The following is a 26263-nucleotide window of genomic DNA, read 5'->3' on the forward strand; positions in this document are numbered from 1 at the left end:
GGATAGGCTATGGTCTGCAGCACGTTTGAGCTTTTCAAGATCGGCGTCGGGCCGTCGAGTTCGCACACGATGGGACCGATGCTCGCCGCGGCGCAATTTGTCGAGCGCGTTGCTGATAGCGGCAGGCTGGGCGAGGTCACCCGGCTCGAGACATTGCTGTTCGGTTCGCTGGCGCTGACCGGCAGGGGCCATGCGACCGACCGGGCGATATTGCTCGGCCTCAGTGGCCAGCGACCCGAGCATATCGAGCCCGATGCAGCGGATCTGCTGATCGGGCAAATCCGGGGATCGAACCGGATTCGCCTGAACGATGTTCATGAAATTGTATTCGATGAAGCCATTGACCTGATCTTCGACCAGAAGAAACGGCTGGACTTCCATAGCAATGCGATGCGGTTCAATGCATTCAACGGCGAGGAACTTGTGGCGACGCGAGTCTATTATTCGGTCGGCGGCGGCGCGATTCTCGACGAGGACCAGATCGGCAGCAACAATCCCGAAAGCGGCCTGTGGGATGTGCCATATAGTTTTTGCTCGGGCGCAGACTTGCTTAAAATTACGGCAGACGAGAATATATCGATTGCCGATATCATGCGCGCCAACGAGCGCACCCGGCAGGCAGATGAACAGACCAGCGCCGGTATCCGCGCGATCGCTGACGCAATGTCGGCCTGTATCGATCGCGGTATATTGCAGGGCGGCATTCTTCCCGGCGGCCTGCGGGTCAAACGCCGGGCGCCACTGATCCACGCCCGCCTGATGGTGCGGCAGGAACGCGCCCTGTCCGATCCGCTCACTATTCTCGACTGGGTCAATCTCTGGGCGCTGGCGGTGAACGAGGAAAATGCGGCTGGTGGCAAGGTGGTGACGGCGCCGACCAACGGGGCTGCCGGGATCATCCCGTCGGTGTTGCGCTTCTATCAAAGATTCGCGCCCAAGGCCGATGAAGCGGGCGTGGAGACGTTCCTGCTGACCGCCGCCGCGATCGGGTCATTGTTCAAGGAGAACGCCTCGATTTCCGGCGCCGAAGTCGGCTGCCAGGGCGAAGTCGGTGTTGCCTGTTCGATGGCTGCAGCCGGTCTGACGGCTGCTTGGGGCGGAACCCCGCTGCAGGTAGAAAATGCGGCCGAGATCGGCATGGAGCATAATCTCGGCCTGACCTGCGATCCGGTTGGCGGCCTGGTCCAGGTACCCTGTATCGAACGCAACGCCGTTGGCGCGGTCAAGGCTATCGAAGCGGCGCGGCTGGCCATATTGGGCGATGGCACCCACCGGGTCAGTCTCGACGAAGTGATCGAGACCATGCGCAAGACGGGGCTCGATATGTCCGAGCGTTACAAGGAGACATCGCAAGGTGGACTTGCCGTCAATTTGGTGGAATGCTGAGCAAAAGGGGAGAGGATATTCATGAAGAAGCTCGGCATAGGGTTGTTGGTTCTGGCAATGCTCGGGATCGCCGCCGGCCTGCTGTTTCAGGAGCAGATCGGCAAGAGGCTTTTCGCCGCTGCCGTTGAAACAGCGGTGGCGCGCGACGTCATTGGCGACATGCCAGACGGCGTGCACGTAGCGCTTTGTGGTTCCGGTTCGCCGCTGCCGGACCCGACGCGGGCCGGCCCCTGTTCGGCGGTGATCATCGACGGCAAGATGTTCATTGTCGATATCGGCGGCGGTGCGGTGCGCAATCTGGGCCTGATGGGTCTCAATCCGGGCGCGACCGAAGCCTTGCTGCTGACCCATTTCCACAGCGATCATATCGACGGCATGGGTGAATTGATGCTGCAGCGCTGGGCTGGCGGAGGCCGGGACGCGCCGTTGCCGGTGATTGCGCCGGAGGGTGTGGAAGTGATCGTCGACGGGCTGAACGCCGCCTATGCCGCTGACGTGCAATATCGCATCGCCCACCATGGAGCAGCGACGATGTCGCTGACCGGTGCGGGCGGCGAAGCCCAGCCATTTTCCATGCCCGAGGGTCGGCAAGAGATGGTGGTCTACGAGAAGGACGGCATAAAGATCACCGCCTTTTCCGTGGACCATAAACCGATTGCGCCCGCGGTAGGCTATCGTTTCGATTACAAGGGCCGCTCGGTTGTGTTCAGTGGCGATACGGTCAAATTGCCGATTGTCGCGAAAATCTGCAACGGCTGTGATCTGCTGGTGCACGAAGTGTTGAATGCCGAGATGGTGGGCACGCTGGAAACCGCCCTTGAAAAAGTCGGTCGCAAGCGGCTGGTCAAGATAATGGCCGATATTCCGGACTATCACACGACGCCGGTCGAGGCGGCACAAACTGCCAGCGCGGCCGAGGCAAAGATGCTGGTCCTGTCGCATATCGTGCCGGCGCTGCCGCTCGACTATCTGGACGCCTATTTCATGCAGGGCGTGAACAGCGCTTATGATGGTCCGACAGTGCTGGGGAAAGACGGCATGCTGTTCAGCCTGCCCGCCAATAAGGATAGTATCGAACAGGGCGATTTGCTTTAATTCGGGGGTGATCCAAGGAGAAACCAGCCGTGACCACAAATCGATTCTGGCAATTGAACAGCCGTCCCGAAGCGCAGGATGTGTCGGGTTCGCTATCGCTGGAAAGCGAAGCGATGCCGGAACTCGCCGATGGCGAGGTGCTGGTCAAAGCGGCCTATCTGTCGATGGACGCGGGTACCCGCATGTGGATGACCGAGCGCGAGGACAGCTATCAGCCTCCCCTCGAGCTGGGCACAAAAATGGTCGGACTGGTGCTTGGCCATGTCGCCGCTTCGCGCCATGACGGATTTGCCGAGGGCGATCTGGTGCGCGGTTTCGGGCAATGGGCCGAATATAGCGTGCTGCAACCGGAGCTGGCCGGGCTGGTCAAGGTCGATGACGGTATCGCGGACATCAAGCAGCATTTCGGTGTGCTCGGCTTCAACGGCTGGACGGCGCTGTGGGGTATCAAGGAAACAGCCGCCGTGAAGGCCAGCGACAATGTGCTGGTCTCTGCCGCCGCCGGATCGACCGGCGTGCTGGCCTGCCAGGTCGCGAAGATATTGGGCGCCAATGTCTATGGTCTGGCTGGCGGCCCGGACAAATGCCGCTGGCTGGAGACAGAGCTCGGGATCACCAGGGCGATCGATTACAAGAATGATGATATTGCCGCCGAACTGGCGAAGGTCGACGGCGGCATCAACGCCTATTTTGACAATGTCGGCGGGCCTATACTGGATGCCGTCCTGCCCAATATGGCGCTTTATGGCCGGATCGCGCTTTGCGGTCTGCTCGCTCAATATGAAGGCGACGGGCGCGGTCGGGGACCGGAGCATTTCGACCAGATATTGATGAAGAGACTGCGCATCGAAGGCTTTTTCTCGCCCGATTTTGCCGATCAGGGTGAGCGGCTGACGGTGGAGCTGAAACAATGGCTCGACCAAGGCCTGATCGACACGCCATTCGATGTGACCGGCGGTATTGAAAATGTTCTCACCGCTTATGCAAAACTGTTCAGCGGCGGCAATATCGGCAAGGTGCTGGTAAAAATCTAGGCTCTGGCCTGCCGGAAGCGCAGTCCCCAGAGCGACAGCCCCATGATGGTCAGCGCATAGCATATCGCCATGACCGAAATTCCCGACCAGCCGGCATATTCATATGTTGCCGCGCCGAGCCAGCTCGATATGCCGCCGCCGATAAACATGATGACGATATAGATGGTCATCAGCCGAGTCCGGATTTCCGGGGCGCGGCTGAACAATATTGTGCGGCTGCAAATATCGACCGATGCGCCGCCGATGGTGTTGAAGATGACTGCAACGACCAAAATCCAGAGGTTATCGCCGGCAAACGGTAGCAGGCAAACCCCGACCAACTGCGCAAGACAGAAATAGATGCGCGCGCGTTCCGCTCCGATACGGTCTGCAAACCGGCCGGCGAAGGGTGAGCCCAGTACATTGATGATGGCGATGATCGCCAGATAGCCAACTGTATCGACGCCATAGCCATTGCGCGGCAAATGCAGGCCGATCGCCAGCCAGATAGCGAGAAAAAGTCCGAAGGAGAGTGCCTGTATCAGGCCGCCCAGCGGAACCTCCGGCAGAGATTTCATGATCGGCCAGAGCGAGCGGAGCAGTTCGCCATAACGCGGAGGCTCGACGCCGGAAGGTTTCTCGTCCCGCCTTCGCTCCATGATCAATGGCAGCAGAATTACCAGCAAGGCCATGCTCGCCACCCCCACCCAATAGGCCGAGCGCCAGCCGAAATAATGGCCGAGCAAACCGCCGCCGACCCGGCTGCCCAATATGCCCAGGGTAACACCGGCGGTCATGATCCCGGTAACCTGGCCGATGCGTCCGGGAGCAACCCGCCTGGTCACATAAGCGGGCAGCAGATAGGGCGCGATGGTGACAAAACCGAGCAGGGACGAAGCGGCAACAAATGTTGTGAAGCTTCCCGACAGCGCCATCGCCAGCATCGCCAGAAATTGCCCGGCGACAAATATCGTCACCAGCTTGCGGTTGTTGATCCGGTCCCCGAGCGGCAGCAGCAACAATATACCCAGCGCCAGAGCGATCTGGTTGAGCGCCGGAGCCAGTCCGACCGTTGCGCCGCTGACACCGAATTCTTCGGCAACCGGAGTGATCAGCGGATGAATATAATAGCCGTTGGCCACTACCGCCGCGGAGGATAGCGCGAAGAGGAACAGCTTGATCTCGCTGATGTGGGCGGGCGGGCTGCTTTCGATGGATCCGGGATTGTTCATTTCCATCTGCGCTTACGCGATAAGCGTAAAAGCGGAAAACAATATTCCCCTCCTATAGCCTATCAATAATATCGGCGAGATCGGATGCCTGCTTGTCATAAACGCGATCTCGCAGTGCCGCGAGCGTCTCGGGGTCGGCGACATCGGGATGGCCGCTGTTGAAAGGGGGATGCGGATCATATTCCAGACTGAGCTGGATGGCTTCGGCCACCTGTTGCCCGGCGATTTCCGCGACAACCGTCAAGGCAAAGTCGATGCCGGATGTAACGCCGCCCGCCGTGATGACATTACCGTCTTTGACCACGCGCGCTTTTTCATACGTGGCGCCGAATTCTTCCAGCAGACCGGTATAGGCCCAATGGCTGGTCGCGCGTTTGCCCTCGAGCAAGCCCGCCGCGCCGAGCGCCAGCGAACCCGTGCAAACCGACGTCACATATTTGGCTCCGCTGCCCTGATCGCGCAAAAATTGCAGCGAGGCTTCATCCTGAATTACATCTCTGGTACCAAAGCCCCCGGGGACGCAGAGCAGATCGGCTTGCGGGCAATCAGCGAAATCGGTCGAGGGGAGAATGGCGAAGCCACTATCGGTCTGTATCGGCTGGATTGCCTTCGCCGCTGTGTGGACCACGGCACCCGGGATCCGGCAAAGCACCTGCGCAGGACCGGTAAAATCCAGCTGGGTAATGCCGTCGAACAGCAGAAAGACAATGTGGAAGGGTTTTGGGCTATCGGTCACGGGGCTACTCCAGATTAGAGAGATGCCCAGGCGATCGGCTGTAAAAATATGTCCGCTCCCCGATGGTATCCCATCTTGTTCTCGCCAGTCACGGACAGATGCCAGTCTAATCCTGTTTATCTGCAAGATCAATCAGGACCTGCGTCCTTGCCAGCAAATATTCATCGGCTCGATGCTAGGGTCCGGACATGGAATATAGGACGGAAGATGGCTGGTCGGATCGCGCCAAATCACTTTTTGCGGTGGTCGTCATTCATGCCGCTATCGGCTATGCGCTGGTGAGCGGCCTGGGGACGGATATGGCGAAGACCGTATCCGCAGGTTTCAAAGTCATCAATATCAAAGCTCCGCCGCCACCGGAACCGGTCCCGGACGAGCAGCCGGTCAAAGCCGAGGAACAGCCCGCATCGCCGGAAAATCTGAAGGCTCAGGCGACCCAGATTGTCGCGCCTGAACCGGTGGTCAAACTGGACATTGTCTCACCGGTGGTTGCCGCGCCGATTGTGGGATTGGGAAATGATAATGACGCCGGTGCTTCCGACCGACCAGGTTCCGGCTTCGGCAGTGGCGGCCAGGGCGACGGTTTCGGAGGGGGAGGCATAGTCTCCGGTCCACGCCACCTGTCCGGCAGGATAGCCCGCAAGGACATCCCGCGCTCGGTCTGGAAATCGGGCAGTCGCGGCAATGTCGTGGCCCATTTCACGGTCGGGGTTGACGGCCGTGCAAGCGATTGTACCGTCCGGCAGTCGAGCGGCCATCCCGCACTCGACGCGACCACCTGCCGGTTGATCGAACAACGCTTCCGCTTTGAGCCGGCGCGGGATGCGCGCGGCCGGGCGGTGCCGCGTCCTTATGGCTGGCTGCAGGAATGGTGGCAGGATGGTCGCGGTCCGCAGCGGGCGGACTGACAGGGACTTACATCCCCATATAGTCGCGTTTGCCGACGGCTACGCCCTGCATGCGCAGCAGATTATAGGCGGTGGTAACGTGGAAAAACAGATTGGGCAGGAAGAAGCTAAGCACATAGGTCTCGCCGTCCAGCTCCATCGTCTTTCCCGGACCGACCGGCATAGAGATTTTCAAATCGGCATTGCCATCGATAGCGGCGTCGTCCGTGGCCGCGATTTTTTCTGCACATTCGGCGATACGGGCGATGAGCGCATCAAATGTTTCACCTTCCATCGGCATGTTGGGCAGATCGTCGGGGGCTGTGCCGCTCATCCGCGCCGCGCCGCGCACGGCAAATTCGGTGATCATCTGCACTTGCCATTTCAGGTCACTCATGTCCGGGAACAGGCGCGCGCCGAGATAGGCTTCGTCGGCGGTTCCGGCGGCTTCGGCTGTTGTCTTGGCCTTGGCGAGAATATTGGTCAGGCCGCGAAACGCCTGAGCGGCCGAGCCTTTGAGAATATGGGATAGAGATGTGGTCATATTGGTTCTTTCCAAATCGGGTTGAGCGTGAATATCTAGAATATGCCGGCGAGCAGATAGCCGCCCAGTGCGATGAAGCTGGCAAAGGTCGCAAAGGCGCCAATCGCCCGGAAGGCCTGAAAAATCTTGCCCTTTTCGGCGCCATGCGATCCTGCGACGGTCGACAGGGCGATTGCGTGCAAGATGCGGCTCGCGATGAATATGAGAGCGATGATCGCAACAATATCATTTGGTACCACGGTCATTTCCGCCAACGCCAGCACGACGATGAACAAGGCTGCATTTTCCGCCAGATTGCCGTGACGGCGGATTTTGCGTTCCAGCGCCGGATCGTCACCGGTACCCAGATTGATGCGGTTGCGGATGCGGTGCATGCCAACCAGGAGCATCAGTATCGCCTGCAGGATGATGAGCACGGCTCCGGCAACGGCCGCGATAATCGGTATGGTCATTCGGCAATCTCCCGGTTGCTTTTATCCTTGCGGACTTGCGGCAGTCCGGCAAGGAGCGCAAGATTATTAAGGGTTGGGGGAATTGCTCGGCAGCCCATATTCCTAACTCCGGCTGCGGTCATAAGCGGCTTTACGGGCCGGTTTTGTCGAACCGCGAATAGTAAGCACCGTTCGCGATTAATCCATATTGGTACCCAGTTTGGAATGAATTTTTCGACATATGGAAACCCGGCGTTAACCATGCGCTTGCACTGGCGCGCAACCTATTCCCCTTATTGGCGGTCTCATGAACGCAATCCTCCGTAATTTGTCACCGATCCGCCAGACAGCTATTATCTCGGCGATCGCAGTCCTGCTATCGTTCACGTTCACCGGATCGCTATATTTGCTATTCTTCGGGATGGATGACCGGTTCTGGAAAGCCTTGGGCATGTCGATAATCATCCCTTGGGGGATCACTATCCCGCTGGGCCTCTATACTTCCCGGCAGCGTTTCAAGCTTATCGAACTGGCCAACCGGCTCAAGGAAACGCAAAAAAAATTACGCAAGACCAACAAGGCGCTTGAACTGCGGGCCAATTTTGACGGCATGACCGGCCTGCTCAACCGCGATAGTTTTTTTGGCCGGGTCGATAAATTGCGGACGAATCAAAATAGCAATGTGCTGATGCTGATCGATGTTGACCATTTCAAGGACATCAACGACAATTTCGGTCATCCCGTAGGAGACCAGGCGCTGAAGATGCTCGGCAAGATATTTCGCAAGGTTCTGCGCAAAAATGATCTGATCGGCCGCATTGGCGGTGAGGAATTCGGCGTATTTCTGCCCGAGACAAGCATGCCAGAAGGACAAATTATCGGAGAAATGATCCGCTACGAGATCGAGAATATGATTTTCCAGCCCAGTCGCAATATGCGGCATGTGATCACGGTCAGCATTGGCGTGACCACAATCGATCCGCATCAGGCTCGTTCGGTCCTCATGGAAAATGCCGATGCGGCGCTGTTCGCTGCCAAACGGAGCGGGCGCAACCGGGTTGTCATGTTCGAACCGGGCATGCGTGCCAGCCCTGTCCCGGGCCGTGAAAAGCCGCGCGATTTAAACTTCATAATGTCGACATCAAATTTGCGACCACGCGGGATTTGAAATGACGAAGGCTGCTGGCGCTGCTAGTGCTGGCCGCTATGACGAACACTTCAGACAGCAAACCCAATCATCTCTATCTGGTTGACGGCTCGGCCTATATTTTCCGTGCCTATCACCGCCTGCCGCCGCTGACCAATATACGCGGCGAGCCGGTCGGCGCGGTCTATGGTTATACCACCATGTTGTGGAAGCTTGCCGACGAGCTCAACAAGGCCGACGGCCCGACTCATATGGCGGTAGTGCTGGACAAGGCGGGCACCAGCTTCCGCAATGATCTCTACGATCAATATAAGGCCAACCGACCGGAAGCGCCGGAAGACCTGAGACCGCAATTCCCTATGATCCGCGATGCCACGCGCGCTTTCTCGCTGCCGCTGATCGAGGAAGAGAATGTCGAGGCCGACGATATGATCGCCTCTTATACCAAGGCCGCTCTGGCAGAGGGCTGGAAGGTTACCATCGTATCGTCCGACAAGGATCTGATGCAGCTGATCGAGCCCAATGATGAAGGCCGTGTCGATATGCTCGACACGATGAAAAATGCCCGGATGAACCGAGCGACCGTCGAGGAGAAATTCGGCGTTGGGCCGGAAAAGCTCGGCGATGTGCTTGGCCTGATGGGCGACAGTTCGGACAATATTCCGGGGGTTCCCGGGATCGGGCCGAAGACCGCGTCGAAGCTGATCAACGAATTTGGCGACATCGAAAGCGTACTTGCCGCCGCGCCTGAGATGAAGAAATCGAAGATGCGCGACAATCTGATCGAATTTGCCGAGCAGGCACGACTGTCGCGGATATTGGTGACCCTGCGGGAAGATTGTCCGTTGCCGGACACGCTGGAAAGTTTCCTGATCCAGGATATTCCTGATGCGCCGCTGCGCGCATTTCTGGCCGATCACGGGTTTAACAGCCTGCTGAAGAAGCTAGGCGGGGACGGCCATGCCGAGCCGCAAAATCCCGATGTTGCCGACAATTCCTCGACTACCCCGGTTGCCAAAACTCCCGACGCCCCGGCGATTGACCGGTCAAAATATGAATGTGTGCAGACGATAGCGGCGCTCGACAAGTGGATCGCGCGCTCGACCGAACAGGGCGTCTGCGCGGTTGATCTGGAGACTGACAGTCTGGAGAGCGTGACGGCGCGCGTTGTCGGCGTTTGTCTGGCCACCGGCCCCAACGAGGCCTGCTATATTCCGCTCGGTCACGGCAGCGGTGACATGTTTGGCGAGACGCCGGAGCAGATCGGGCTTCAGGACGCGCTGGCCAGACTGAAGCCGCTGCTCGAGGATGACGCGGTGCTCAAAGTCGGGCAGAATCTGAAATATGACATGGGCGTGCTGGTCCAGCATGGCATTAAAATTGCGCCGTTTGACGATACATTGGTGATGAGCTTCAATCTCGACGCTGGTCTGCATGGCCATGGCATGGATGAACTCAGCAAGCTGCATCTCGGGCACGAGTGCATCAGCTTCAAAAGCCTGACCGGTATCGGCAAGAAGGCAATCGGCTTTGCCGAAGTGCCGCTGGATAAGGCGACTGAATATGGGGCCGAAGATGCCGATGTCACGCTCCGTCTGTGGGAAATCCTGCGCCTGCGGATGGTCCCGGAGAAGGCGACGCGCGTCTATCAGATGGTCGACCGTCCGCTGGTGCCGGTGATCGCCGGGATGGAAGCCACAGGCGTGCTGGTTGACCGTGAAGAACTGGCGCGGCTGTCCAAGACATTCGCCGAGGAAATGGCAAAGCTGGAACTGGAAATCCACGAACTCGCGGGTGAAGCTTTTTCCATCGGCAGCCCCAAACAGCTTGGCGAAATCCTGTTCGGCAAGCTTGGCCTGAAGGGTGGCAAGAAGGGCAAGTCGGGGCAATATTCAACCGATGTCACAGTGCTCGAACGGCTGGCCGGTGATGGCGAACCGATTGCCCAGAAGGTCGTCGACTGGCGTCAGCTGGCGAAGCTGAAATCCACTTACACCGACGCGCTGCAGGAACAGATCAACCCGAAGACCGGACGTGTTCACACATCTTATAGCCTGAGCGGCGCTCAGACGGGGCGGCTGTCCTCGACTGAGCCGAATCTGCAGAATATCCCGATCCGCACCGAAATCGGGCGGCAGATAAGGCAGGCCTTTGTTGCTGCGCCCGGCAATGTCATTCTCGCTGCCGATTATAGCCAGATCGAACTCCGGCTGGCCGCGCATATCGCCGATGTCGAGACATTGAAGGAAGCCTTCGCGAACGGCGAGGATATTCATAACCGCACCGCAAGAGAATTGTTTGGCGCCGAAGACCGCGACGCCCGCGCCCGTGCCAAGACGATCAATTTCGCGATTCTCTACGGTATCTCCCGCTGGGGTCTGGCCAAGCGGCTGGAGGTTGATCCGGATGAAGCGCAGGCGATGATCGACACTTATTTCGAGCGGTTCCCGGGCATCAACCAGTATATTTCGACCACCCTGCAGTCGGTCAGGGAAACCGGCTATACCGAGACCTTATTCGGTCGCAAGACATGGTTCGAGCGGATCAAGTCCCCCAATCAGGCCGAGCGTCAGGGCAGCGAACGCGCCGCGATCAATGCGCCGATCCAGGGCACCAGTGCCGACATCATCAAGCGCGCTATGGCAAGAATGCTGCCTGCGCTGGTTGAGGCGGGACTGGATAAGGTCCAGATGCTGATGCAGGTCCATGATGAACTGGTCTTCGAATTGCCCGAGGGTGATGTGGAAGCCGCCAGCGCGGTGATCCGTTCGGTGATGTCCGGTGCGGCGGAACCGGCTGTGAAACTATCGGTGCCGCTAGATGTGGATATCGGCACCGGCAAGAGCTGGGACGAAGCGCACTAGGCTGCTAACCGGACCCTGGCGAGGCGTCAGGTCTTGATCCAGAAGCGGATGAAATAGCCGACTGTGCCGACGACCGCCACGCCCATCGCCCAATAAGCCAGCATCCAGAGCAGGCGCTTGGGCAAGGGCGCGCCGTCGGCGCTTTTGCCTTTCGACGAGAGCGGATCAAAAGCCATTAGTGGTAGCCGTCCGATCCGACCTTGCCGCGGAACACCCAATAGGCCCATGCGGTATAAGCGAGGATGACCGGCACCATGATGCCCGCGCCGATCAGCATGAACATCTGGCTCTCGTAGGGTGCTGCCGCTTCCCAGATCGTGATCCGGCCGGGGATGACATCCGGCCACATCGAGACCGCAAGGCCGACCAGACACAGACCGAACAGGCCGAGCGCGTAGAAAAAGGGTGCGGCTTCCTGGCGTTTGGACAGGCTGCGGAAAAACAGCACCGAAATGACCAGAGTTGCGAGCGGAATCTGGGCCGTGGCGATGACGCCGGGATAGGCGAGCCAGCGGCTGTAATATTCTTCCTCGAGAAAGGGCGTTGCGATGCTGACAACAGCGATGGCGAGCAGCAGCAAGATACCGAGGCGGCCGGCATAGCTGTAGCACTGGCGCTGCAAGGGGCCTTCGGTTTTCCAGATCAGCCAGCAGCAGCCGAGCAAGGCGTAGCCGGCCAGCAAGGCAAAGCCGGTCAGCAGGCTGAACGGCGTCAACCATTCCCACCAGCCGCCGGCATAAGCGCGGCCTTCGACCGTGATGCCCTGCAGCAATGCGCCAAGCGTAATGCCTTGGGCAAAGGTCGCGATGACCGATCCGGCGGTAAAGGCGAAGTCCCAGCGCGCCCGGTGCGCCGGATCGCGCCAGCGGAACTCGAATGCGACGCCGCGCAGGACCAGCCCCAGCAACATGGCGATCAATGGTGCGTAGAGCGCGGGTAATATGATCGCATAAGCGAGCGGGAAAGCGGCCAGCAGGCCACCGCCACCCAGCACCAGCCAAGTCTCATTGCCGTCCCAGACCGGCGCGATGCTGTTCATCGCCGTGTCACGATCCTGGCCGACCTTGAAATTGGGAAATAATATCCCGATGCCGAGGTCAAAGCCGTCCATGATCACGTAAACGACGACAGCAAAGGCGATGATGCCTGCCCAGATGACGGTCAGTTCGGTGCCGCTCATGTCGCTGCTCCTTCTTCATGATCCCCTTCGAGCACCGCCGCTGCAGGGGTGATCCCTGCGGAGCGGATGGGCGCATCGTCCGGTGTCGGTTCATGCGCTTCGGGCGGTTTCGCGGCGAGCTTGAAGATATAGACGATGCCAGCGCCGAAGACGATGAAATAGACCACCACAAAGGCGAGCAGCGACGCGGCGACCGCTGGAGCGTCCAGTGGCGCTGCGCTTTCGCTTGTGCGCAGCAGGCCATAGATGGTGAACGGCTGGCGCCCGACCTCGGTCGTTACCCAGCCGGCCAGCACGGCAATGAAGCCGGATGGCCCCATCACCAGAGCCGCGCGGTGCAGCAGCGGCCAGTCATAGAGTTTCTTGCGCGAACGGGCGAACAGGCTCCACAGGCCGATGCCGAGCATCGCAAAGCCCAGACCGACCATGATCCGGAACGACCAGAAGACGATGCCAACCGGCGGTTCGTCTGCATCGGGGATGGTATCAAGCCCGGCGAGAGGCGCATTCAGATCATGTTTGAGGATCAGCGACGATGCCTTGGGTATTTCAATGGCATAGTCGACACGCTTTTCCTTGCTGTTGGGAATACCGAAAAGGATCAGCGGCGCGCCATCGGGATGGCTGTCATAATGGCCTTCCATCGCCATTACCTTGGCTGGTTGGTGCTCGAGCGTGTTGAGGCCGTGCAGGTCGCCCATGAATATCTGGGTCGGAGCGACCAGTGCCGCCATCCACATCGCCATCGAGAACATCTTGCGCGCGCCGGGGTTGGTCTTGTCTTTCAGCAGATGCCAGGCACCGACTGCGCCGACCGCAAAGGCGGTGGTCAGATAGGCGGCAAGCACCGTGTGCACCAGGCGATAGGGGAAGCTGGGATTCCAGACGATATCCCACCAGCCCGCTGCGGGCACGAACTGGCCGACGTCATTGATCGCATAGCCGACCGGCGTCTGCATCCAGCTGTTCACCGACAGAATCCAGAAAGCGGAGATGAATGTGCCGATGGCAACGGCCAGAGTCGCGACGAAATGCAGCTTGCGGCCGACCTTGTTGATGCCGAACAGCATCACGCCGAGGAATCCGGCCTCGAGGAAAAAGGCGGTCAGCACTTCATAGGCCATGAGCGGCCCGATAATCGGTCCCGCCTTGTCGGAAAATACTGACCAGTTGGTGCCGAACTGATAGGACATGACAATGCCGGAAACGACGCCCATTGCGAAAACCACCGCGAATATCTTTAGCCAATAGCGGTACAGGTTCGCGTAAACGCCATTATCGGTTTTCAGCCAGAGCCCTTCCAGCACCGCGAGATAGCTGGCGATGCCGATGGTGAAGGCGGGGAACAGGAAATGGAAGCTGACGGTGAAGGCAAATTGCGCCCTCGCCAGATTGATTGCGAGATCATTTTCCATCATATCAGGCCCCTTGCCTTCCAAATATCGATATCAGTGTCGGCGTTATCTTCGTTTTCCGCAATTGCAATAATCGCAGTATAAGCTTCGTTTTGCGAAAGAAAAACCTGCCCGGAGAGCTGCTCCAGAAAATGCGAGCGCTTCAGCGCGTCCATCACGGGTCCCTTGACCTCCGAAAGGTGCAGGGAGATGCCGGCATCCGCCAGACGGTGGTTGATCGCCTCGATGCTTTCCAGCGCCGACGCGTCGATCGCGTTGACCGCGGAGCACATCAGGATGACGTGGCGGACGCTTTTCTGCTCGGCGACTTGTTCGAGAATGAATTCCTCGAGCCAGCGCGCGTTGAGATAGGTCAGGCTCTCGTCGATCCGGATGGTCAGGATGCGGGGATCGGTGAAGACCTTGTGCCGGTTGACGTTGCGGAAATGCTCGGTTTCGGGGACCCGACCGACAATCGCCGCGTGGGGCCGCGAACTGCGCCACAGGAACAGGGCGAGACTGAGGCCAACACCCGCGATCACACCGGGCTCGACTCCAGCGAGCAGGGTCACACCAATGGTCGCTGCCATGGCGGCAAAGTCCATTTTCGAATAGCGCCAGATGGTTAGCGGCGTCTTCAGATCGACCAGACTCAGGACGGCGACGATGATGGTTGCGGCCAGAGTGGCGATGGGGAGCGATGCGAGCAATGGAGTGAGGAACAGCGCCGCCAGGGCGATGCCTACCGCCGTGAAGGCTCCGGCAGCCGGCGTCTCCGCGCCGGCATCGAAATTGACCACCGAACGGGCAAAGCCGCCGGTCACCGGATAGCCGCCGGAAAAAGCCGCCGAGATATTGGCTGCGCCAAGGCCGATCAGTTCCTGATCCGGGTCGATCCGCTGACGGCGCTTGGCCGCCAAGGTCTGGCCGACGGAGACAGATTCGACAAATCCGATAATGCTCAACAACAGAGCCGGTATCGCCAGTGTCTTCCAGAGCTCCAGATCGACCAGCGGAACCGAGAAGGGCGGCAGGCTTTGCGGGATATCACCGACCACGCTGACCCCCTTGGCCTCCAGATCGAACATTATCGTGGCGATGGTCGAAACGGCAACGGCGGCAATCGGTCCGGCCTTGGCCAGCAGTTCCGCCGGGCGTGCTGGAATTCCGATCCGCATCAGCAGCGGCTTCAGCCCCTTGCGGACCCAGAATAGAAAAACGGTCGCCGATACGCCGATGATCAAGGTCGGGATATTGGTGGTGCCGATTGTTGCGGCAATAGTGGAAACCAGTTCGGGCATGGCCGCGCCGCTCGCCTTGATCCCGAAAATCGACTTAAGCTGGCTGGTCGCGATGATGATGCCGCTGGCGGTGATGAAGCCCGATACCACCGGATGGGATAGCAGATTGGCGAGAAAGCCGAGCTTGAATATGCCGAGCAGCAGCAGGAACAGTCCGGAGAGCAGTGCCAATACCAACGCGGCGGCGATAAATTCGGCACTACCGGGCGCGGCAATGGCGCTCGCGGCAGTCAGGGTCATCAGCGACACCACCGCGACCGGACCGACCGCCAATGTCCGGCTGGTCCCAAATATCGCATAAGCAATCAGCGGCAGGATCGAGGCGTAAAGCCCTATCTCCGGCGGCAATCCCGCCAGCATCGCATAAGCCAGACTCTGCGGGATCAGCATGATCGTGACAATGATCGCGGCGACACCGTCGTTGGTCAGCGTGGTGCTGTTATAGCGACTGCCCCAATCAAGGATCGGCAAATAGCGGGAAATTTTCATCGGGCCGGCTTATTTCGCGCCGATACGATGCGGCTTGACCATCCATTCGCGGCCCTTGAGCATGCCGTGCCAGTAGACCGGCGGCAGGATCGTGTCCTTGAGCAGCCACGAGAGGCGCGATGGCCTTGTGCCGTCGATCAGCCAGTTCGGGAAGCTTGGCAGCAGCTTGCCGCCATAGCCGAATTCGGCGAGCACCACCTTGCCGCGCTCGACGGTCAGCGGGCAACTGCCATAACCGTCATAATCGGCCACCGCCGGCTTGCCTTCGAGGGCAGCGAGAGCGTTGACGGCAACGACCGGGGCCTGTTTGCGCACGGCTGCCATGGTCTTGGCATTGGGTGCGTTGCAGGCATCGCCGAGCGCGAATATATTGGCATATTTCGCGTGCCGCAGGGTGGCCGGATCGACATCGACGAAGCCGCTTTCCGCGGCCAGCGGGCTGGACCGGACAAAATCGGGAGCGACTTGCGGCGGGACAACATGGATCATGTCGAACTTTATCTCGACCCTTTTGATTTCCTCGCCATGTTTCTGTTCGAACGTGGCAATCTGCGCCGGACCGTCGACTGCAACCAGTTTCGATTCCAGCTTCAGATGGATGTCATAGCGCTCAACATATTCCATCAGGGCGGGCACATATTCCTTGATACCGAAGAGCACCGCGCCGGTGTTGTGAAACTGCACGTCGATATTGCCTAAAACGCCCTGCTTTTCCCACTTGCTGCAGGACAGATACATCGCTTTCTGCGGTGCCCCGGCACATTTGATCGGCATCGGCGGCTGGGTGAACAAGGCCGTCCCGCCGGCCATATGTTTGACCAGGTCGAATGTATAAGGCGCGAGATCGAAGCGGTAATTGGACGTGACACCATTTTTGCCCAGCGTCTCCGGCAGGCCGTCAATGGCTTCCCAGTCCAGCTTGATACCCGGGCAGACGATCAACACGTCATAGCCGATTTCCTGTCCCACGGCTGTCGCAACGGCGTTATTCTCCGGATCAAAAGAGCTGACTGCAGATTTGATCCATTGTGCGCGGGCAGGAATCAGGTCCTTTTCCTTGCGGTGGGTGAATTCGGGAGAAAAGGCACCGCCGCCAACCATCGTCCAGCCGGGCTGGTAATAATGGTCGTCGGCCGGGTCGATGATCGCCAGCGAGATATTCCTGTCGCGCTTCAACATGCTGGCGGCGGTCGCGATACCGGCGGAGCCGCCGCCGACGATGACGACGTTGAATTTTTTCGCGGCCGACGATGTATTGGCCGTTTTGGCCTGCGCCATCTCGGTCAGTTTTGTCGACCGGGCACCTGAGCGGCAATAAGCGAGAACCGGGGCCGGAAGGTCAGCCAGCGCGCCTGCCATTTTCTCGCCGTCCTGATCGGTGATCGCGCCTGACACTGCCGGGACATATGCGAACTTCAGGCCCGCTTGTTGTGCGGCCTCCGCCACGGCGGCAGAACGGGGATGGTCGCCTGCCTCGTCGTCGGGCCGGTTACAGATGATCGATTTGAAGCCGGCTTTTGCCAATGCCGTGACATCGCTGAGCTCCAATTGCGGCGATACGCTTACGGTGTCGCTCAACTTCGTGACTTCTGGCTTGCTCGTCATTGGACATCCTTCATTATCGTGTCTCTGCTTAACTTGTCGCCCGATGTGCGATCATGCCCGCCAGCAATGCGCCGACGAAGGCAAGGGCGGGCAGGGGATTGATCGCCAGGTCGGCCAGACCAGGCCCCGGGCAGAGGCCGCTAATGCCCCAACCGGCTCCGAAAAGGACCGCACCGATTGTCAGTTTGCGATCAATCAGCGTGGTGCCGGGCAACGAAAAATGCGCGTCGGCAAAAGGCTTTTCGAGCCGTCGCTGAATGATCCAGGCAATGGCCATCGGGATCATCGCGCCGCCCATGACAAAGGCGAGGGTCGGGTCCCAGTGACCGAAAAGATCGAGAAAGCCCTGCACCCTTGCAGGGTCGGCCATGCCCGAGAAGGCAAGGCCGGCGCCGAACAGGGAGCCGGCAAAAAGAGCGACCAATATCTGTCTCATAACAGGCCTCCCGCACGCATCAGCGCGACCGTGACAAAGCCGCTGGCCATGAAAATGGCCGTGGCAATCAACGAGCGCGGGGACAGGCGCGACATGCCGCAGACGCCGTGGCCGCTGGTGCAGCCCGAGCCAAGCCGCGTGCCATAGCCGACCAGCAGGCCGCCGATGACCAGCGAAATGACCGAGGGCGGAAAGCGGGTCTCGATCCCGCCGGTGATCGCGGAGATGACCAGCGCGCCCAGCGGCAGGCCGATAACGAAGGCGATGGCTATGCCGCGTGGCGCTCCGCTGTCGGCAATACCGGTGGCGCGCGCCGCCAGTCCGCTGACTCCGGCTATGCGGCCGAGGCCAAGCAGCATCACGGCGGCGGCAACACCGATCATCAGTCCGCCGATCAGGCCTTCCAGCGGCATGGCATGGGGAAATGCAGCGAGCATCAGACGCCGTTCAACGGGACTTTGAGGTAGCGCACGCCATTATCTTCCTCGGGCGGCAGATGGCCGGCCCGCATATTGACCTGGACCGACGGCAGGATCAGCCGCGGCATATCCAGCGTCTTGTCGCGCTCGGTCCGCATTTTGACAAATTCGTCCTCGGTCACGCCGTCATGCGCATGGATATTGTTCTTCCGCTGCTCGGCGGCGGTGGTTTCCCAGACATATTCGGTCCGGCCGGCAGGCAGATAGTCATGGCACATGAACAGGCGGGTGCTGTCGGGCAGCGACAACAGGCGCCGCATCGACTGGTAGAGCTTGCGTGCGTCACCGCCGGGGAAATCGGCCCGGGCCGTTCCGTAATCCGGCATGAACATCGTGTCGCCGACGAAGACCGCATCGCCGATGACATAGGCGATATCGGCCGGCGTATGGCCGGGGACGTGCATCACTGTTACATCGAGATTGCCGATCTTGAACGTATCGCCATCGGCGAACAGGCGATCGAAATCCGATCCGTCGCGCTGGAACTCGGTTCCGGCGTTGAACAATTTGCCGAATACATCCTGCACCGTCACGATATGCTCGCCAATGGCAATCTTGCCGCCAAGCTTTTCCTGCAGATAGGGTGCAGCCGACAGATGGTCGGCATGGGCGTGGGTTTCGAGCAGCCACTGGACCGTCAGACCCTGTTCCTTGACATAGGCAATCACCTCGTCGGCGGAATCAAAGGAGGTCCGGCCGGAAGCCGGGTCGAAATCGAACACGCTGTCGATGATGGCGGCGCATTTCGTCTCCTTGTCATGCACGACATAGGTTACCGTATAGGTCGGCTGATCGAAAAAAGCCTTGATAACGGGGATATGCTGCTGGGCGCGGGAGATTTGTTCCGTTGCATGAATCAGTGCCGAATCAGTCATAGATAATTCCTCAAATTCATATTTACATAAACTATGTAATACATTATATGTGTTGCGTCAATATGCTAACACTGCCAATTCTCGGGAGAGGTGAAAATTAATGTCAGATGCGTTGCAGGTAAAGTCAGGGTCATTGCGTATAGGGGAGGTCGCCCCGGACTTTGAGGCGCGCACGACCCGTGGACCGGTCAAGCTGTCCGACTATCGCGGACGGTGGCTGATCTTCTTCTCGCATCCCGCCGATTTTACCCCGGTCTGCACCACCGAATTTGTCGCTCTTGCGCGTCATCAGGACCAGTTCGAGGCGATGGACTGTGCGTTGCTCGGCCTCTCGGTGGACAGCCTCTATTCCCATCTCGCCTGGGCGCGGGCGATCGAGGAAAAGTTCGACGTCAAAATCCCCTTTCCGATCGTCGAGGATCCGAGCATGGCGGTCGGCCGTGCCTTTGGCATGATCGACGAAAATGCCGCCGATTCTGCGGCGATGCGGACCAGCTATTTTATCGATCCGGAGGGCCTGGTCCGCGCAACCACCTGCTATCCGCATAATGTCGGTCGGTCGGTTGACGAGATGATTCGCCTGCTGGCGGCGCTGCAACTTTCCGACAGGGCCGATGTCCTGATCCCGGAAGGGTGGCAGCCCGGTGACGATGTGCTTCAGATCCCGCCGCTCTCGGAGACGGATATCAGCCGGGAGGACGACTGGTTCTGCCACAAGGTGAAGGCCCCGTGACGGCGATTTACGAAAGCCGCGACCGCGCCGATACCGCGACCGAGAAGCTGAAAATCTTCGCCCAGCCGCAGCGGCTGATGATCTTGTCCTTTCTGCTCCGCGGCGAAAACAGCGTCAGCGAGATCGATGCCGCAACCGGTATCGGCCAGCCGGCGCTCAGCCAGCAGCTCGCGGCGCTGCGACAGGCGGATGTCGTGAAGACCCGCCGCGAAGGCAAGCAGATCTGGTATGACCTTGCCGATGATTCCTCGCGTCTCTGCGTCAGAACGATGGAAGCCTTGTTGACCGACAAGCCTGATCCGCAGCAGATCATGGAGGCAGCGACCAGAACGGTCTCGCCCGTGCGGAAACCGGTGACCGGAACAGGAACGGCCGGCTTCGCGAAAATATTATAGGATAGAGAAATCATCATGAGCAACGACAGCACCGATCAGGGCCAGCAACCGCAAGAACTGAAGCCGGAAGACTGGGCGGGTGATATGGGACTCAAATGGCTGGCCAGTCTCTCGTTGTTCGAAGAAATGATCGCCCCGATTGGCGAAGCCTTGCTGGCCCGGGCCGATTATCAGGATGGCGAGACAGTGATTGACCTGGGTTGCGGAGGCGGTGCTACAACGCTGGCTATCGCCGGTGCGGTCGCGCCTTCCGGCAAGGTCATGGGACTCGATATATCCCCCGACCTCGTGGCCGCCGCGCAGGAACGAGCGGCAAACAGGGGCATGACCAATATAGAGTTCACCAACGCCGATGCCGCCATCGCCCAATTGCCGGATGCGCCTTATGACCGGCTCTTCTCGCGCTTTGGCAGCATGTTTTTTGAAGACCCGGTCAACGCCTTTAAAAATCTCCACGGCCTCGTCCGGAAAGGCGCGCGCATCGATCTGGCGGTCTGGGGACCGCCGCGTGACAATCTCTGGATGATGGAAATGATGGGCGTCGTCAGAAATCACATCGAAATTCCGCCAGCGGTGCCACGCGCGCCGGGCCCGTTTGCGTTCGAAGATCTGGAATATCTGGGTGAAATACTGGACGGCAGCGGTTTCAGCGATGTTGATGTGGTCGCCTATGAAGCTCTGCAACCCGTTGGCGGGATTGGAGCCACGCCTGAGCAAGCCGTCGCTTTCGCCTTTGCCTCTCTTGCCGTCGGTCGGTTGCTGAATGAAAAGGGCGAGGCTGTCATTGCCGCCGCCAGCAAGGAACTGGCCGATCTATTTGCCCGCTATCATGTGCCCGGAAAAGGCGTGATGATGCAGGGAAAAGTCTGGCTGGTCTCGGCGATCGCCTAAGATTATGATTCTGCCCGATTGAGTCTTCGGGCTGAATTGTTGCCCAATATATATGGACGCAAGTCAGCCTTGCCGCCGGTTCGCGCCTTGAACGCAGTAAAATATTGGCGACGCGGATGTGCTCGCCCGAATAAGGCATGGAAATAACTACATTTACTTTGGCGGGTTTTTCGACAATCCTTCGTGTTGGGTTGTGACCACGTAAAATTTAGGGATGGGTAAATGAACAACGAACAATACGGAGCCTCGCTGTTGCAGCGGGTGAAAGCCATATTATTGCAACCACGTGCAGAATGGCCGGTCATCGAAACTGAAACGACCAGTATCGCTTCGCTCTACAAATCCTACATCTTGCCGCTGGCGGCGATCGGACCGGTTGCCGGGTTCATCCACGCCGTCGTCTTTGGCAACAGCTTTTTCGGAATCACGCACCGGCCGTCTTTCATGTCGGCCCTGTCGACCGCGGTGGTCAGCTATATATTCACGCTGATCGGCGTTTTTCTGATGGCGTTGGTGATCGACTTTCTGGCGCCCCGTTTCGGCGGCACTGCGAACCGGAATAATGCCTTCAAGCTGGCCGCATATAGCGCGACTGCGGCCTGGGTTGCCGGAGCCTTCCAGCTGATTCCGGGTCTGGGGATGCTCGCGATATTGGGGCTATATGGATTATATCTCCTTTTCGTCGGTATACCGGTGATGATGAAAGCACCGGAAGACAAGGCGCTTATCTATACAGGTGCGATCCTTGCCGTCGGCTTCGTCGCGGGAATCATCTTCAGCGTGATTCTGGCCCCTTTGATGATTTTGACCAGTTCGGTTCCGGAAGTCAGTGACGGCAGCCTGTCCGGTAGCGTCAACGTGCCCGGTGTCGGATCATTCGATTTGGGCGAGCTGGAAAAAGCCGGTGAGAAAATGGCGGCTGCCAACGAACGCGCGCAAAACGGCCAGGCCACGACATTGCCATCAAAGCAGCTGGCTGCAATGCTCCCGGCCAGTTTGCCGGGGGGGTTGGTCAAGACGAATACACATTCCAGCGGAACGTCGGTTGGCGGGGTTGGTGCCTCCAGCGCCGCCGCCAGCTACGGTGATGACGAGAAGAGCATCGATCTGATCATCACCGATCTCGGTATTGCCGGAAGTCTCGCCACGCTGGGCGGTGCGATGAATATGGAATCCGAAAGCCAGAACGGGACGGTGATCGAAAAAATGGGCAAGATTGACGGACGTCTCACGACAATCCGCTATGACAGCGCCAGCAAGGACGGCCGCTACGGGATGATTGTCGGTGACCGTTTCAACGTGCAAGCCGACGGATATGCCAATTCCATCGCGGACCTGCGCGCGGTGCTCAATCAGATCGATCTGGACGCATTGGAAGCGATCGCAAGATCGGGCGAGTGAAAATAATATCGCGAGGAGGCCGGCGCTTCGCCCTTGGCTGGGTGCTGGCCCCTTCGCTTTTTTCTCTGGCAAGCTGTGCAACGGCGGACAGTGGAGCAAAGGCCGCTTGCCCCGAGTCACAAGCGATGCAGGTAGAAAATTATCCATCGTGGAACCCGTTGCCGCAGGACGCTGTTATCGAGCAGCAAACCGCTGGTCATCCGCCGGAATATGCCAGTGACAATTATGCCATTGTCGCAAAGACAGCGGGGACGATTGAAGCTGTGTCAGCTTTTTATCGCTGCATGTTGCCGCGCCAGAATCTGACGATCATCAGCGAAGAGCAAGGCAATGTCCTGCTTATTCGCTTCGCGGGAGAGTCTGTTGATGATGGCTCGATCACGCTCAGGGGCGACGGTGAAGGGGACGAAACCCGCATCGAGATATTCGTCATTGAAAAGGAGAGGCCGGATATCCCCTTCCGCTAAAATCGCGGGAATGTAGAAAAAGCCTTGCTATACCAGCCACATGCACGAGAAGAGTATCTTCTTCCGGCGCACGGCCCGGAATTTTGCATGGGAACATTGAATGGGGAGCAATCGCCGTGAAAGTGAAGCTGAAAACCGCAAGCTAAACCTGTCCGAAGAACTGATCGCCGAGACCTATGACGCTTTGCGCCGGATAGCGTCGCGTCAGCTTAGCCGGCAGGCCACCGGTCCATCGCTCAACACCACCATGATCGTGCACGAAGCCTGGCTGAAATTATCTGCCTCCGAAGGATCGTCCTACACCGACCGCAACCATTATCTGGCCACGGCGTCCCGGGCCATGCGGCAGATATTGGTCGACCACGCCCGCCGCAAGACCGCGGGAAAACGGGGAGGCGGCGCTGCACATGTCCAGCTGGATGAAAATCTGGTGGCAGACACTGCCCCTTCGGATGCAATATTGACCATTGATGAGGCGCTTGCGGCGCTATCTGATCGCGTTCCGGAACTGGAAGCGGTGGTCGAATGCCGGTTCTTCGCCGGTCTGACCGTCGAGGAAACCGCACAGGCTCTGGATCGGTCCACGCGGACCGTTGAGCGGCAATGGACGCGGGCGCGGATTTATCTCGCGGAACATTTTGTGGCGGATGATGGCGCTGTTTGACGTTATCAGACCGACAAGGAAATTCATGGTCGCTTGTGAATTCTCATGGAAACAGGATCGCAAACCAGTCCTTCCAATCTAGCGGGTCGCATATGACAACGGACGCAATATGAAGCAGGATATCGGCAAGTCCGATTGGGAAAGGGTGGATTACGCTCTCGACCATGTCTTGTCACTGGCGTCCGGCAAGCGGGCTTCATGGATCAAGATGCATTTTGTCGCCGAACCCGCACTCGGTTTACGGACGAAAATATTGCTCGACAAGGCGGCCAATAGCGACGCGCTGTTCACGGTGCTGGAGCAAAAGCGCGACATGTTCCTCGATATGGTCGTGCCGGAATTCGCCCGCGATTCCGATGATCCGCGTGTCGGCTCTCATTATGGTCCGTGGAAGATCATCCGCCATATTGGATCGGGCGGGCTGGCCGAGGTCTATCACGTCGAGCGGGATGATGATCGCTACCGGCAAAAAGCGGCGCTGAAGATCATGCGGGCGTCTATCCTGAGCGATGATCTGGTCAAATTATTCCATCGCGAACGCAATGTGCTGGCTAGTCTGGATCATCACGGGCTGGTGAGAATCATAGACGGCGGCGAGACGGCAACAGGATCACCCTGGCTAGTCATGGAATATGTCGATGGCCTGCCGATTACAGAATATTGTGCGACAAATAGCCTGCCTCTGGCGGAGCGGCTCGCGCTCGTCGCACAAGCGTCGGACGCGTTGCAGGCCGCCCATAACCGGCTGGTCCTGCACGGCGATCTCAAGCCCGAACATGTCGTGGTTCAGGAAGACGGGGCGATCAAGCTGCTGGACTTCGGCATCGCCCAATTGCTCGATGAGGACGGGCTGGGAGGTCCGGCCATCGCCGTGTCTCCCGCTATCGCCTCGCCCGAACATCGTGCCGGAACAGCATTGACCATAAGTAGTGACATTTTCCAGCTGGGGCTGGTCGTCAAACAGTTGATATCCGATTTTGACCTTGATGCCGATCATATGGCTGTGGCGGAGATGGCAACGGCTTCCGATCCGGCTGCAAGATATCCGTCCGCTGCGCAATTCGCCATGGACCTGAGAAAGCTGATCGACGGTCAGGCAGTCATGGCGGCGCCGGATAGCAAAGCGGCAGGGCTTTGGCGCCTGATCAGGCGCAATCCATGGACAGCAGTCCTGGCGGCGGCCTTGTTACTGGGCTTTGCCGGCTGGGGATTGACCGCTTCGATCTATGCAAACCAGATTCGCGAACAGAGGAATATCGCGGTCGCGGCTCTGGACCGGGTCGAACGAGGCAAGGATATGCTGCTCAATCTGTTTCGGCGGTTCGATCCGCTGGAAATGGACGCGGCCGGCCCGCAATCGGCGACGACGCTCAGGATGCTGGAAGCTTCTCTGGCGGATGCACGCGAGAATCTGGCGGATGATCCGGCTTTGATTGCGGACTTGCTGGGCTGGACCGCGCGCGGCCACCAACGGGCCGATGATCTGCCTGCCGCGCAGAAACTGGCCGCAGAAGCAGTGGCATTGCTGGACAGAGCCAAGGCACCGCACAACAATGCCTATGCTGCTGCTCTTGCTTATCTTGGCTATCTGCAAAGCCTGGATGGAGACCGGAAAGCAGGTGAGGAGAAGCTGGACAGAGCGCTGGCCCTGCTTGGACGGAACAAGAGCGAAGATATTCATGCGCTCGACATATTGTTGTTGGCGGCCTGGAATCAGGAAGGGAACTGGTCGGAGCAGAAAGAGCTGTTCAAACGGGTGGAGACCCTGGCAGGGAAGCTCGATCAAATCCCCGCTGCTGTTGAAGCAGGTTCGGGGCTGGGCCGGTCTCTCGTCGGTCTGGGTGAGGGCACCGCCGCAGAAGCCCAGCTGGACAAGACCCTTGCTGTCGCCCGCAAATATTATGGCGACAATCACCCGCGGCTGTCGATCATCTATTCCGATCTCGGCCGGCTGGCAGCAACGCAAGGCAAACCGCAAGCAGCGATAGAATATCATCGCAAGGCTCTGAAATTGTCGATCGCCGCCTTTGGCCCCGATTATTCGTCCAACCTGTCACATCGCAACAATCTTGCTCTGGCTCTGGTCGAGGCAGGCAAGATCGAAGAGGCGATATCCCAGTTTCGGCAGGTCCTGGTGCAGACCCGATCCCAACATGGGAAGCGGTCTCTGGAAGCGGGAGAGGTGGAGCAGAATCTTGCTGCAGCCCTCGTCCAGACAGGGCAATTTACCCAAGCCGAAAGGGATTTGCGGGATGTCGACAATATTTTCGCGCGCCATCTTCCGGACGATCACCCGCGCCGTGCCTTTCCATCGCTAACCCGCGCCGAAATGCGTATAGCGCAAGGCCGTTTTGTCGAAGCGCAGGTTGACGCGCAGCGCGCATTCGACTTGCTCTCGCGGGTATTGCCTGCTGGCCATTTCGCGACCGAGGTGGCGCGGTGCCGGATCGGGATATCGATAATGGGACAGGGAAAGAAGAGGGAAGCGAAGCCGTTTATCCAGTCCGCCTATAGCGGCCTGAAGGCGTCGAAAATACCGCTGCCGGATCGGTATCTGCTTCCTTGCAAGGCAGCCGCAGCGAAATTCTCCAGCTAGTTTCTTCTGAAAACTGGCGGTG

Annotated in this window: 24 protein-coding genes, 1 pseudogene and 1 riboswitch; of the genes and pseudogenes, 13 read left to right on the top strand and 12 right to left on the bottom strand. The window is 58.9% G+C overall.

What is annotated here, in order from left to right; all coding sequences use genetic code 11:
• The first annotated feature begins 9 nt into the window (after positions 1–9).
• The 3 genes from AACZ86_RS01310 to AACZ86_RS01320 are packed head-to-tail and all read left to right on the top strand — an operon-like array spanning position 10 to position 3515.
• Positions 10–1386: an L-serine ammonia-lyase gene (locus AACZ86_RS01310; protein ID WP_339688832.1), complete on the top strand. Its 1377-nt coding sequence runs from the start codon at positions 10–12 to the stop codon at positions 1384–1386.
• A 21-nt stretch (positions 1387–1407) separates the two neighbouring features.
• Positions 1408–2481, top strand: a complete 1074-nt coding sequence (locus AACZ86_RS01315; RefSeq protein WP_339688833.1) for an MBL fold metallo-hydrolase — start codon at positions 1408–1410, stop codon at positions 2479–2481.
• 29 nt (positions 2482–2510) lie between these two features.
• Entirely contained in the window at positions 2511–3515 is a 1005-nt protein-coding gene (locus AACZ86_RS01320; RefSeq protein WP_339688835.1) for an NADP-dependent oxidoreductase, read from the top strand.
• Here AACZ86_RS01320 and AACZ86_RS01325 read toward each other — a convergent pair.
• Positions 3512–4726 carry an MFS transporter gene (locus tag AACZ86_RS01325; RefSeq protein WP_339688837.1) on the bottom strand — a complete coding sequence of 405 codons (1215 nt, stop codon included), beginning with the start codon at positions 4724–4726 and terminating at the stop codon, positions 3512–3514. The genes AACZ86_RS01320 and AACZ86_RS01325 overlap by 4 nt on opposite strands.
• A gap of 52 nt (positions 4727–4778) precedes the next feature.
• Entirely contained in the window at positions 4779–5462 is a 684-nt protein-coding gene (locus AACZ86_RS01330; protein ID WP_339688838.1) for a DJ-1/PfpI family protein, read from the bottom strand.
• Positions 5463–5479: 17 nt separating this feature from the next.
• Positions 5480–5564: riboswitch (ZMP/ZTP riboswitch) on the bottom strand.
• Between the two features lie 86 nt (positions 5565–5650).
• On the opposite strand from AACZ86_RS01330, the gene AACZ86_RS01335 reads away from it, so the two are divergent.
• Positions 5651–6370 (top strand): TonB family protein, encoded by a 720-nt coding sequence (locus AACZ86_RS01335; protein WP_339688839.1) that lies wholly within the window; start codon positions 5651–5653, stop codon positions 6368–6370.
• 7 nt (positions 6371–6377) lie between these two features.
• On the opposite strand, the gene AACZ86_RS01340 is transcribed toward AACZ86_RS01335, so the two are convergent.
• A complete protein-coding gene (locus AACZ86_RS01340; RefSeq protein ID WP_339688840.1) occupies positions 6378–6893 on the bottom strand; it encodes a DUF1993 domain-containing protein in 516 nt (171 codons plus the stop codon).
• Between the two features lie 35 nt (positions 6894–6928).
• A complete protein-coding gene (locus AACZ86_RS01345; RefSeq protein ID WP_339688841.1) occupies positions 6929–7345 on the bottom strand; it encodes an MAPEG family protein in 417 nt (138 codons plus the stop codon).
• Positions 7346–7631: 286 nt separating this feature from the next.
• On the opposite strand from AACZ86_RS01345, the gene AACZ86_RS01350 reads away from it, so the two are divergent.
• Both AACZ86_RS01350 and polA read left to right on the top strand, forming a co-directional pair.
• Entirely contained in the window at positions 7632–8492 is an 861-nt protein-coding gene (locus AACZ86_RS01350; protein ID WP_339688842.1) for a GGDEF domain-containing protein, read from the top strand.
• A 38-nt stretch (positions 8493–8530) separates the two neighbouring features.
• A complete protein-coding gene (gene polA, locus AACZ86_RS01355) occupies positions 8531–11335 on the top strand; it encodes a DNA polymerase I (RefSeq protein WP_339688843.1) in 2805 nt (934 codons plus the stop codon).
• Between the two features lie 26 nt (positions 11336–11361).
• On the opposite strand, the gene AACZ86_RS01360 is transcribed toward polA, so the two are convergent.
• The 8 genes and pseudogenes from AACZ86_RS01360 to AACZ86_RS01395 all read right to left on the bottom strand — a co-directional run bounded on the left by AACZ86_RS01360 (position 11362) and on the right by AACZ86_RS01395 (position 19094).
• The gene (locus AACZ86_RS01360) at positions 11362–11511 is read right to left on the bottom strand and encodes a DUF2474 domain-containing protein (RefSeq protein WP_339688844.1); all 150 of its coding nucleotides are present in this window, start codon (positions 11509–11511) and stop codon (positions 11362–11364) included.
• Complete coding sequence (gene cydB / locus AACZ86_RS01365; RefSeq protein ID WP_339688845.1) at positions 11511–12515, bottom strand: cytochrome d ubiquinol oxidase subunit II; 1005 nt, start codon at positions 12513–12515, stop codon at positions 11511–11513. Before cydB ends, AACZ86_RS01360 begins: the two co-directional genes overlap by 1 nt.
• A complete protein-coding gene (locus AACZ86_RS01370; RefSeq protein WP_339689361.1) occupies positions 12512–13930 on the bottom strand; it encodes a cytochrome ubiquinol oxidase subunit I in 1419 nt (472 codons plus the stop codon). The genes cydB and AACZ86_RS01370 overlap by 4 nt, the downstream gene beginning before the upstream one ends.
• Positions 13930–15699: pseudogene (gene sulP / locus AACZ86_RS01375) on the bottom strand (sulfate permease); the annotation flags it as partial. The pseudogene sulP and the gene AACZ86_RS01370, both read right to left, overlap by 1 nt.
• Positions 15700–15708: 9 nt before the next feature.
• The gene (locus AACZ86_RS01380; RefSeq protein WP_339688846.1) at positions 15709–17304 is read right to left on the bottom strand and encodes a TIGR01244 family sulfur transferase; all 1596 of its coding nucleotides are present in this window, start codon (positions 17302–17304) and stop codon (positions 15709–15711) included.
• Between the two features lie 28 nt (positions 17305–17332).
• Entirely contained in the window at positions 17333–17740 is a 408-nt protein-coding gene (locus tag AACZ86_RS01385; protein WP_339688848.1) for a DUF6691 family protein, read from the bottom strand.
• Complete coding sequence (locus AACZ86_RS01390) at positions 17737–18177, bottom strand: YeeE/YedE thiosulfate transporter family protein (RefSeq protein ID WP_339688850.1); 441 nt, start codon at positions 18175–18177, stop codon at positions 17737–17739. The genes AACZ86_RS01385 and AACZ86_RS01390 overlap by 4 nt, the downstream gene beginning before the upstream one ends.
• Positions 18177–19094, bottom strand: coding sequence for an MBL fold metallo-hydrolase (locus AACZ86_RS01395; protein ID WP_339688851.1), 918 nt, complete (start codon positions 19092–19094; stop codon positions 18177–18179). The genes AACZ86_RS01390 and AACZ86_RS01395 overlap by 1 nt, the downstream gene beginning before the upstream one ends.
• Before the next feature lie 100 nt (positions 19095–19194).
• On the opposite strand from AACZ86_RS01395, the gene AACZ86_RS01400 reads away from it, so the two are divergent.
• The 7 genes from AACZ86_RS01400 to AACZ86_RS01430 all read left to right on the top strand — a co-directional run bounded on the left by AACZ86_RS01400 (position 19195) and on the right by AACZ86_RS01430 (position 26241).
• On the top strand, positions 19195–19827 hold the full coding sequence (locus AACZ86_RS01400; RefSeq protein ID WP_339688852.1) for a peroxiredoxin: 633 nt from the start codon (positions 19195–19197) through the stop codon (positions 19825–19827).
• Entirely contained in the window at positions 19824–20222 is a 399-nt protein-coding gene (locus tag AACZ86_RS01405) for a metalloregulator ArsR/SmtB family transcription factor (protein ID WP_339688853.1), read from the top strand. The genes AACZ86_RS01400 and AACZ86_RS01405 overlap by 4 nt, the downstream gene beginning before the upstream one ends.
• A gap of 15 nt (positions 20223–20237) precedes the next feature.
• Positions 20238–21113 carry a methyltransferase domain-containing protein gene (locus tag AACZ86_RS01410; RefSeq protein WP_339688854.1) on the top strand — a complete coding sequence of 292 codons (876 nt, stop codon included), beginning with the start codon at positions 20238–20240 and terminating at the stop codon, positions 21111–21113.
• 222 nt (positions 21114–21335) lie between these two features.
• Entirely contained in the window at positions 21336–22514 is a 1179-nt protein-coding gene (locus AACZ86_RS01415) for a Yip1 family protein (protein ID WP_339688855.1), read from the top strand.
• Positions 22511–22981: a hypothetical protein gene (locus AACZ86_RS01420; RefSeq protein ID WP_339688856.1), complete on the top strand. Its 471-nt coding sequence runs from the start codon at positions 22511–22513 to the stop codon at positions 22979–22981. Before AACZ86_RS01415 ends, AACZ86_RS01420 begins: the two co-directional genes overlap by 4 nt.
• A 100-nt stretch (positions 22982–23081) precedes the next feature.
• Positions 23082–23645, top strand: a complete 564-nt coding sequence (locus AACZ86_RS01425) for an ECF-type sigma factor (protein WP_339688857.1) — start codon at positions 23082–23084, stop codon at positions 23643–23645.
• Between the two features lie 109 nt (positions 23646–23754).
• The gene (locus AACZ86_RS01430; RefSeq protein ID WP_339688858.1) at positions 23755–26241 is read left to right on the top strand and encodes a serine/threonine-protein kinase; all 2487 of its coding nucleotides are present in this window, start codon (positions 23755–23757) and stop codon (positions 26239–26241) included.
• Positions 26242–26263: the final 22 nt, after the last annotated feature.

The sequence above is a fragment of the uncultured Parasphingorhabdus sp. genome (genome assembly GCF_963975735.1).
Classification (GTDB): domain Bacteria; phylum Pseudomonadota; class Alphaproteobacteria; order Sphingomonadales; family Sphingomonadaceae; genus Parasphingorhabdus.

What these genes read in the sequence shown, in the direction of transcription:
- AACZ86_RS01310 (WP_339688832.1), top strand. Translation starts at nt 10, where the DNA reads ATGGTCTGCAGCACGTTTGAGCTTTTCAAGATCGGCGTCGGGCCGTCG.
- AACZ86_RS01390 (WP_339688850.1), bottom strand. Translation starts at nt 18,177, where the DNA reads ATGCTCGCTGCATTTCCCCATGCCATGCCGCTGGAAGGCCTGATCGGC.
- AACZ86_RS01410 (WP_339688854.1), top strand. Translation starts at nt 20,238, where the DNA reads ATGAGCAACGACAGCACCGATCAGGGCCAGCAACCGCAAGAACTGAAG.
- AACZ86_RS01370 (WP_339689361.1), bottom strand. Translation starts at nt 13,930, where the DNA reads ATGGAAAATGATCTCGCAATCAATCTGGCGAGGGCGCAATTTGCCTTC.
- AACZ86_RS01415 (WP_339688855.1), top strand. Translation starts at nt 21,336, where the DNA reads ATGAACAACGAACAATACGGAGCCTCGCTGTTGCAGCGGGTGAAAGCC.
- AACZ86_RS01380 (WP_339688846.1), bottom strand. Translation starts at nt 17,304, where the DNA reads ATGACGAGCAAGCCAGAAGTCACGAAGTTGAGCGACACCGTAAGCGTA.
- AACZ86_RS01335 (WP_339688839.1), top strand. Translation starts at nt 5,651, where the DNA reads ATGGAATATAGGACGGAAGATGGCTGGTCGGATCGCGCCAAATCACTT.
- AACZ86_RS01425 (WP_339688857.1), top strand. Translation starts at nt 23,082, where the DNA reads ATGGGGAGCAATCGCCGTGAAAGTGAAGCTGAAAACCGCAAGCTAAAC.
- AACZ86_RS01400 (WP_339688852.1), top strand. Translation starts at nt 19,195, where the DNA reads ATGTCAGATGCGTTGCAGGTAAAGTCAGGGTCATTGCGTATAGGGGAG.
- AACZ86_RS01340 (WP_339688840.1), bottom strand. Translation starts at nt 6,893, where the DNA reads ATGACCACATCTCTATCCCATATTCTCAAAGGCTCGGCCGCTCAGGCG.
- AACZ86_RS01315 (WP_339688833.1), top strand. Translation starts at nt 1,408, where the DNA reads ATGAAGAAGCTCGGCATAGGGTTGTTGGTTCTGGCAATGCTCGGGATC.
- AACZ86_RS01385 (WP_339688848.1), bottom strand. Translation starts at nt 17,740, where the DNA reads ATGAGACAGATATTGGTCGCTCTTTTTGCCGGCTCCCTGTTCGGCGCC.
- AACZ86_RS01430 (WP_339688858.1), top strand. Translation starts at nt 23,755, where the DNA reads ATGAAGCAGGATATCGGCAAGTCCGATTGGGAAAGGGTGGATTACGCT.
- cydB (WP_339688845.1), bottom strand. Translation starts at nt 12,515, where the DNA reads ATGAGCGGCACCGAACTGACCGTCATCTGGGCAGGCATCATCGCCTTT.
- AACZ86_RS01345 (WP_339688841.1), bottom strand. Translation starts at nt 7,345, where the DNA reads ATGACCATACCGATTATCGCGGCCGTTGCCGGAGCCGTGCTCATCATC.
- AACZ86_RS01350 (WP_339688842.1), top strand. Translation starts at nt 7,632, where the DNA reads ATGAACGCAATCCTCCGTAATTTGTCACCGATCCGCCAGACAGCTATT.
- polA (WP_339688843.1), top strand. Translation starts at nt 8,531, where the DNA reads ATGACGAACACTTCAGACAGCAAACCCAATCATCTCTATCTGGTTGAC.
- AACZ86_RS01395 (WP_339688851.1), bottom strand. Translation starts at nt 19,094, where the DNA reads ATGACTGATTCGGCACTGATTCATGCAACGGAACAAATCTCCCGCGCC.
- AACZ86_RS01325 (WP_339688837.1), bottom strand. Translation starts at nt 4,726, where the DNA reads ATGAACAATCCCGGATCCATCGAAAGCAGCCCGCCCGCCCACATCAGC.
- AACZ86_RS01360 (WP_339688844.1), bottom strand. Translation starts at nt 11,511, where the DNA reads ATGGCTTTTGATCCGCTCTCGTCGAAAGGCAAAAGCGCCGACGGCGCG.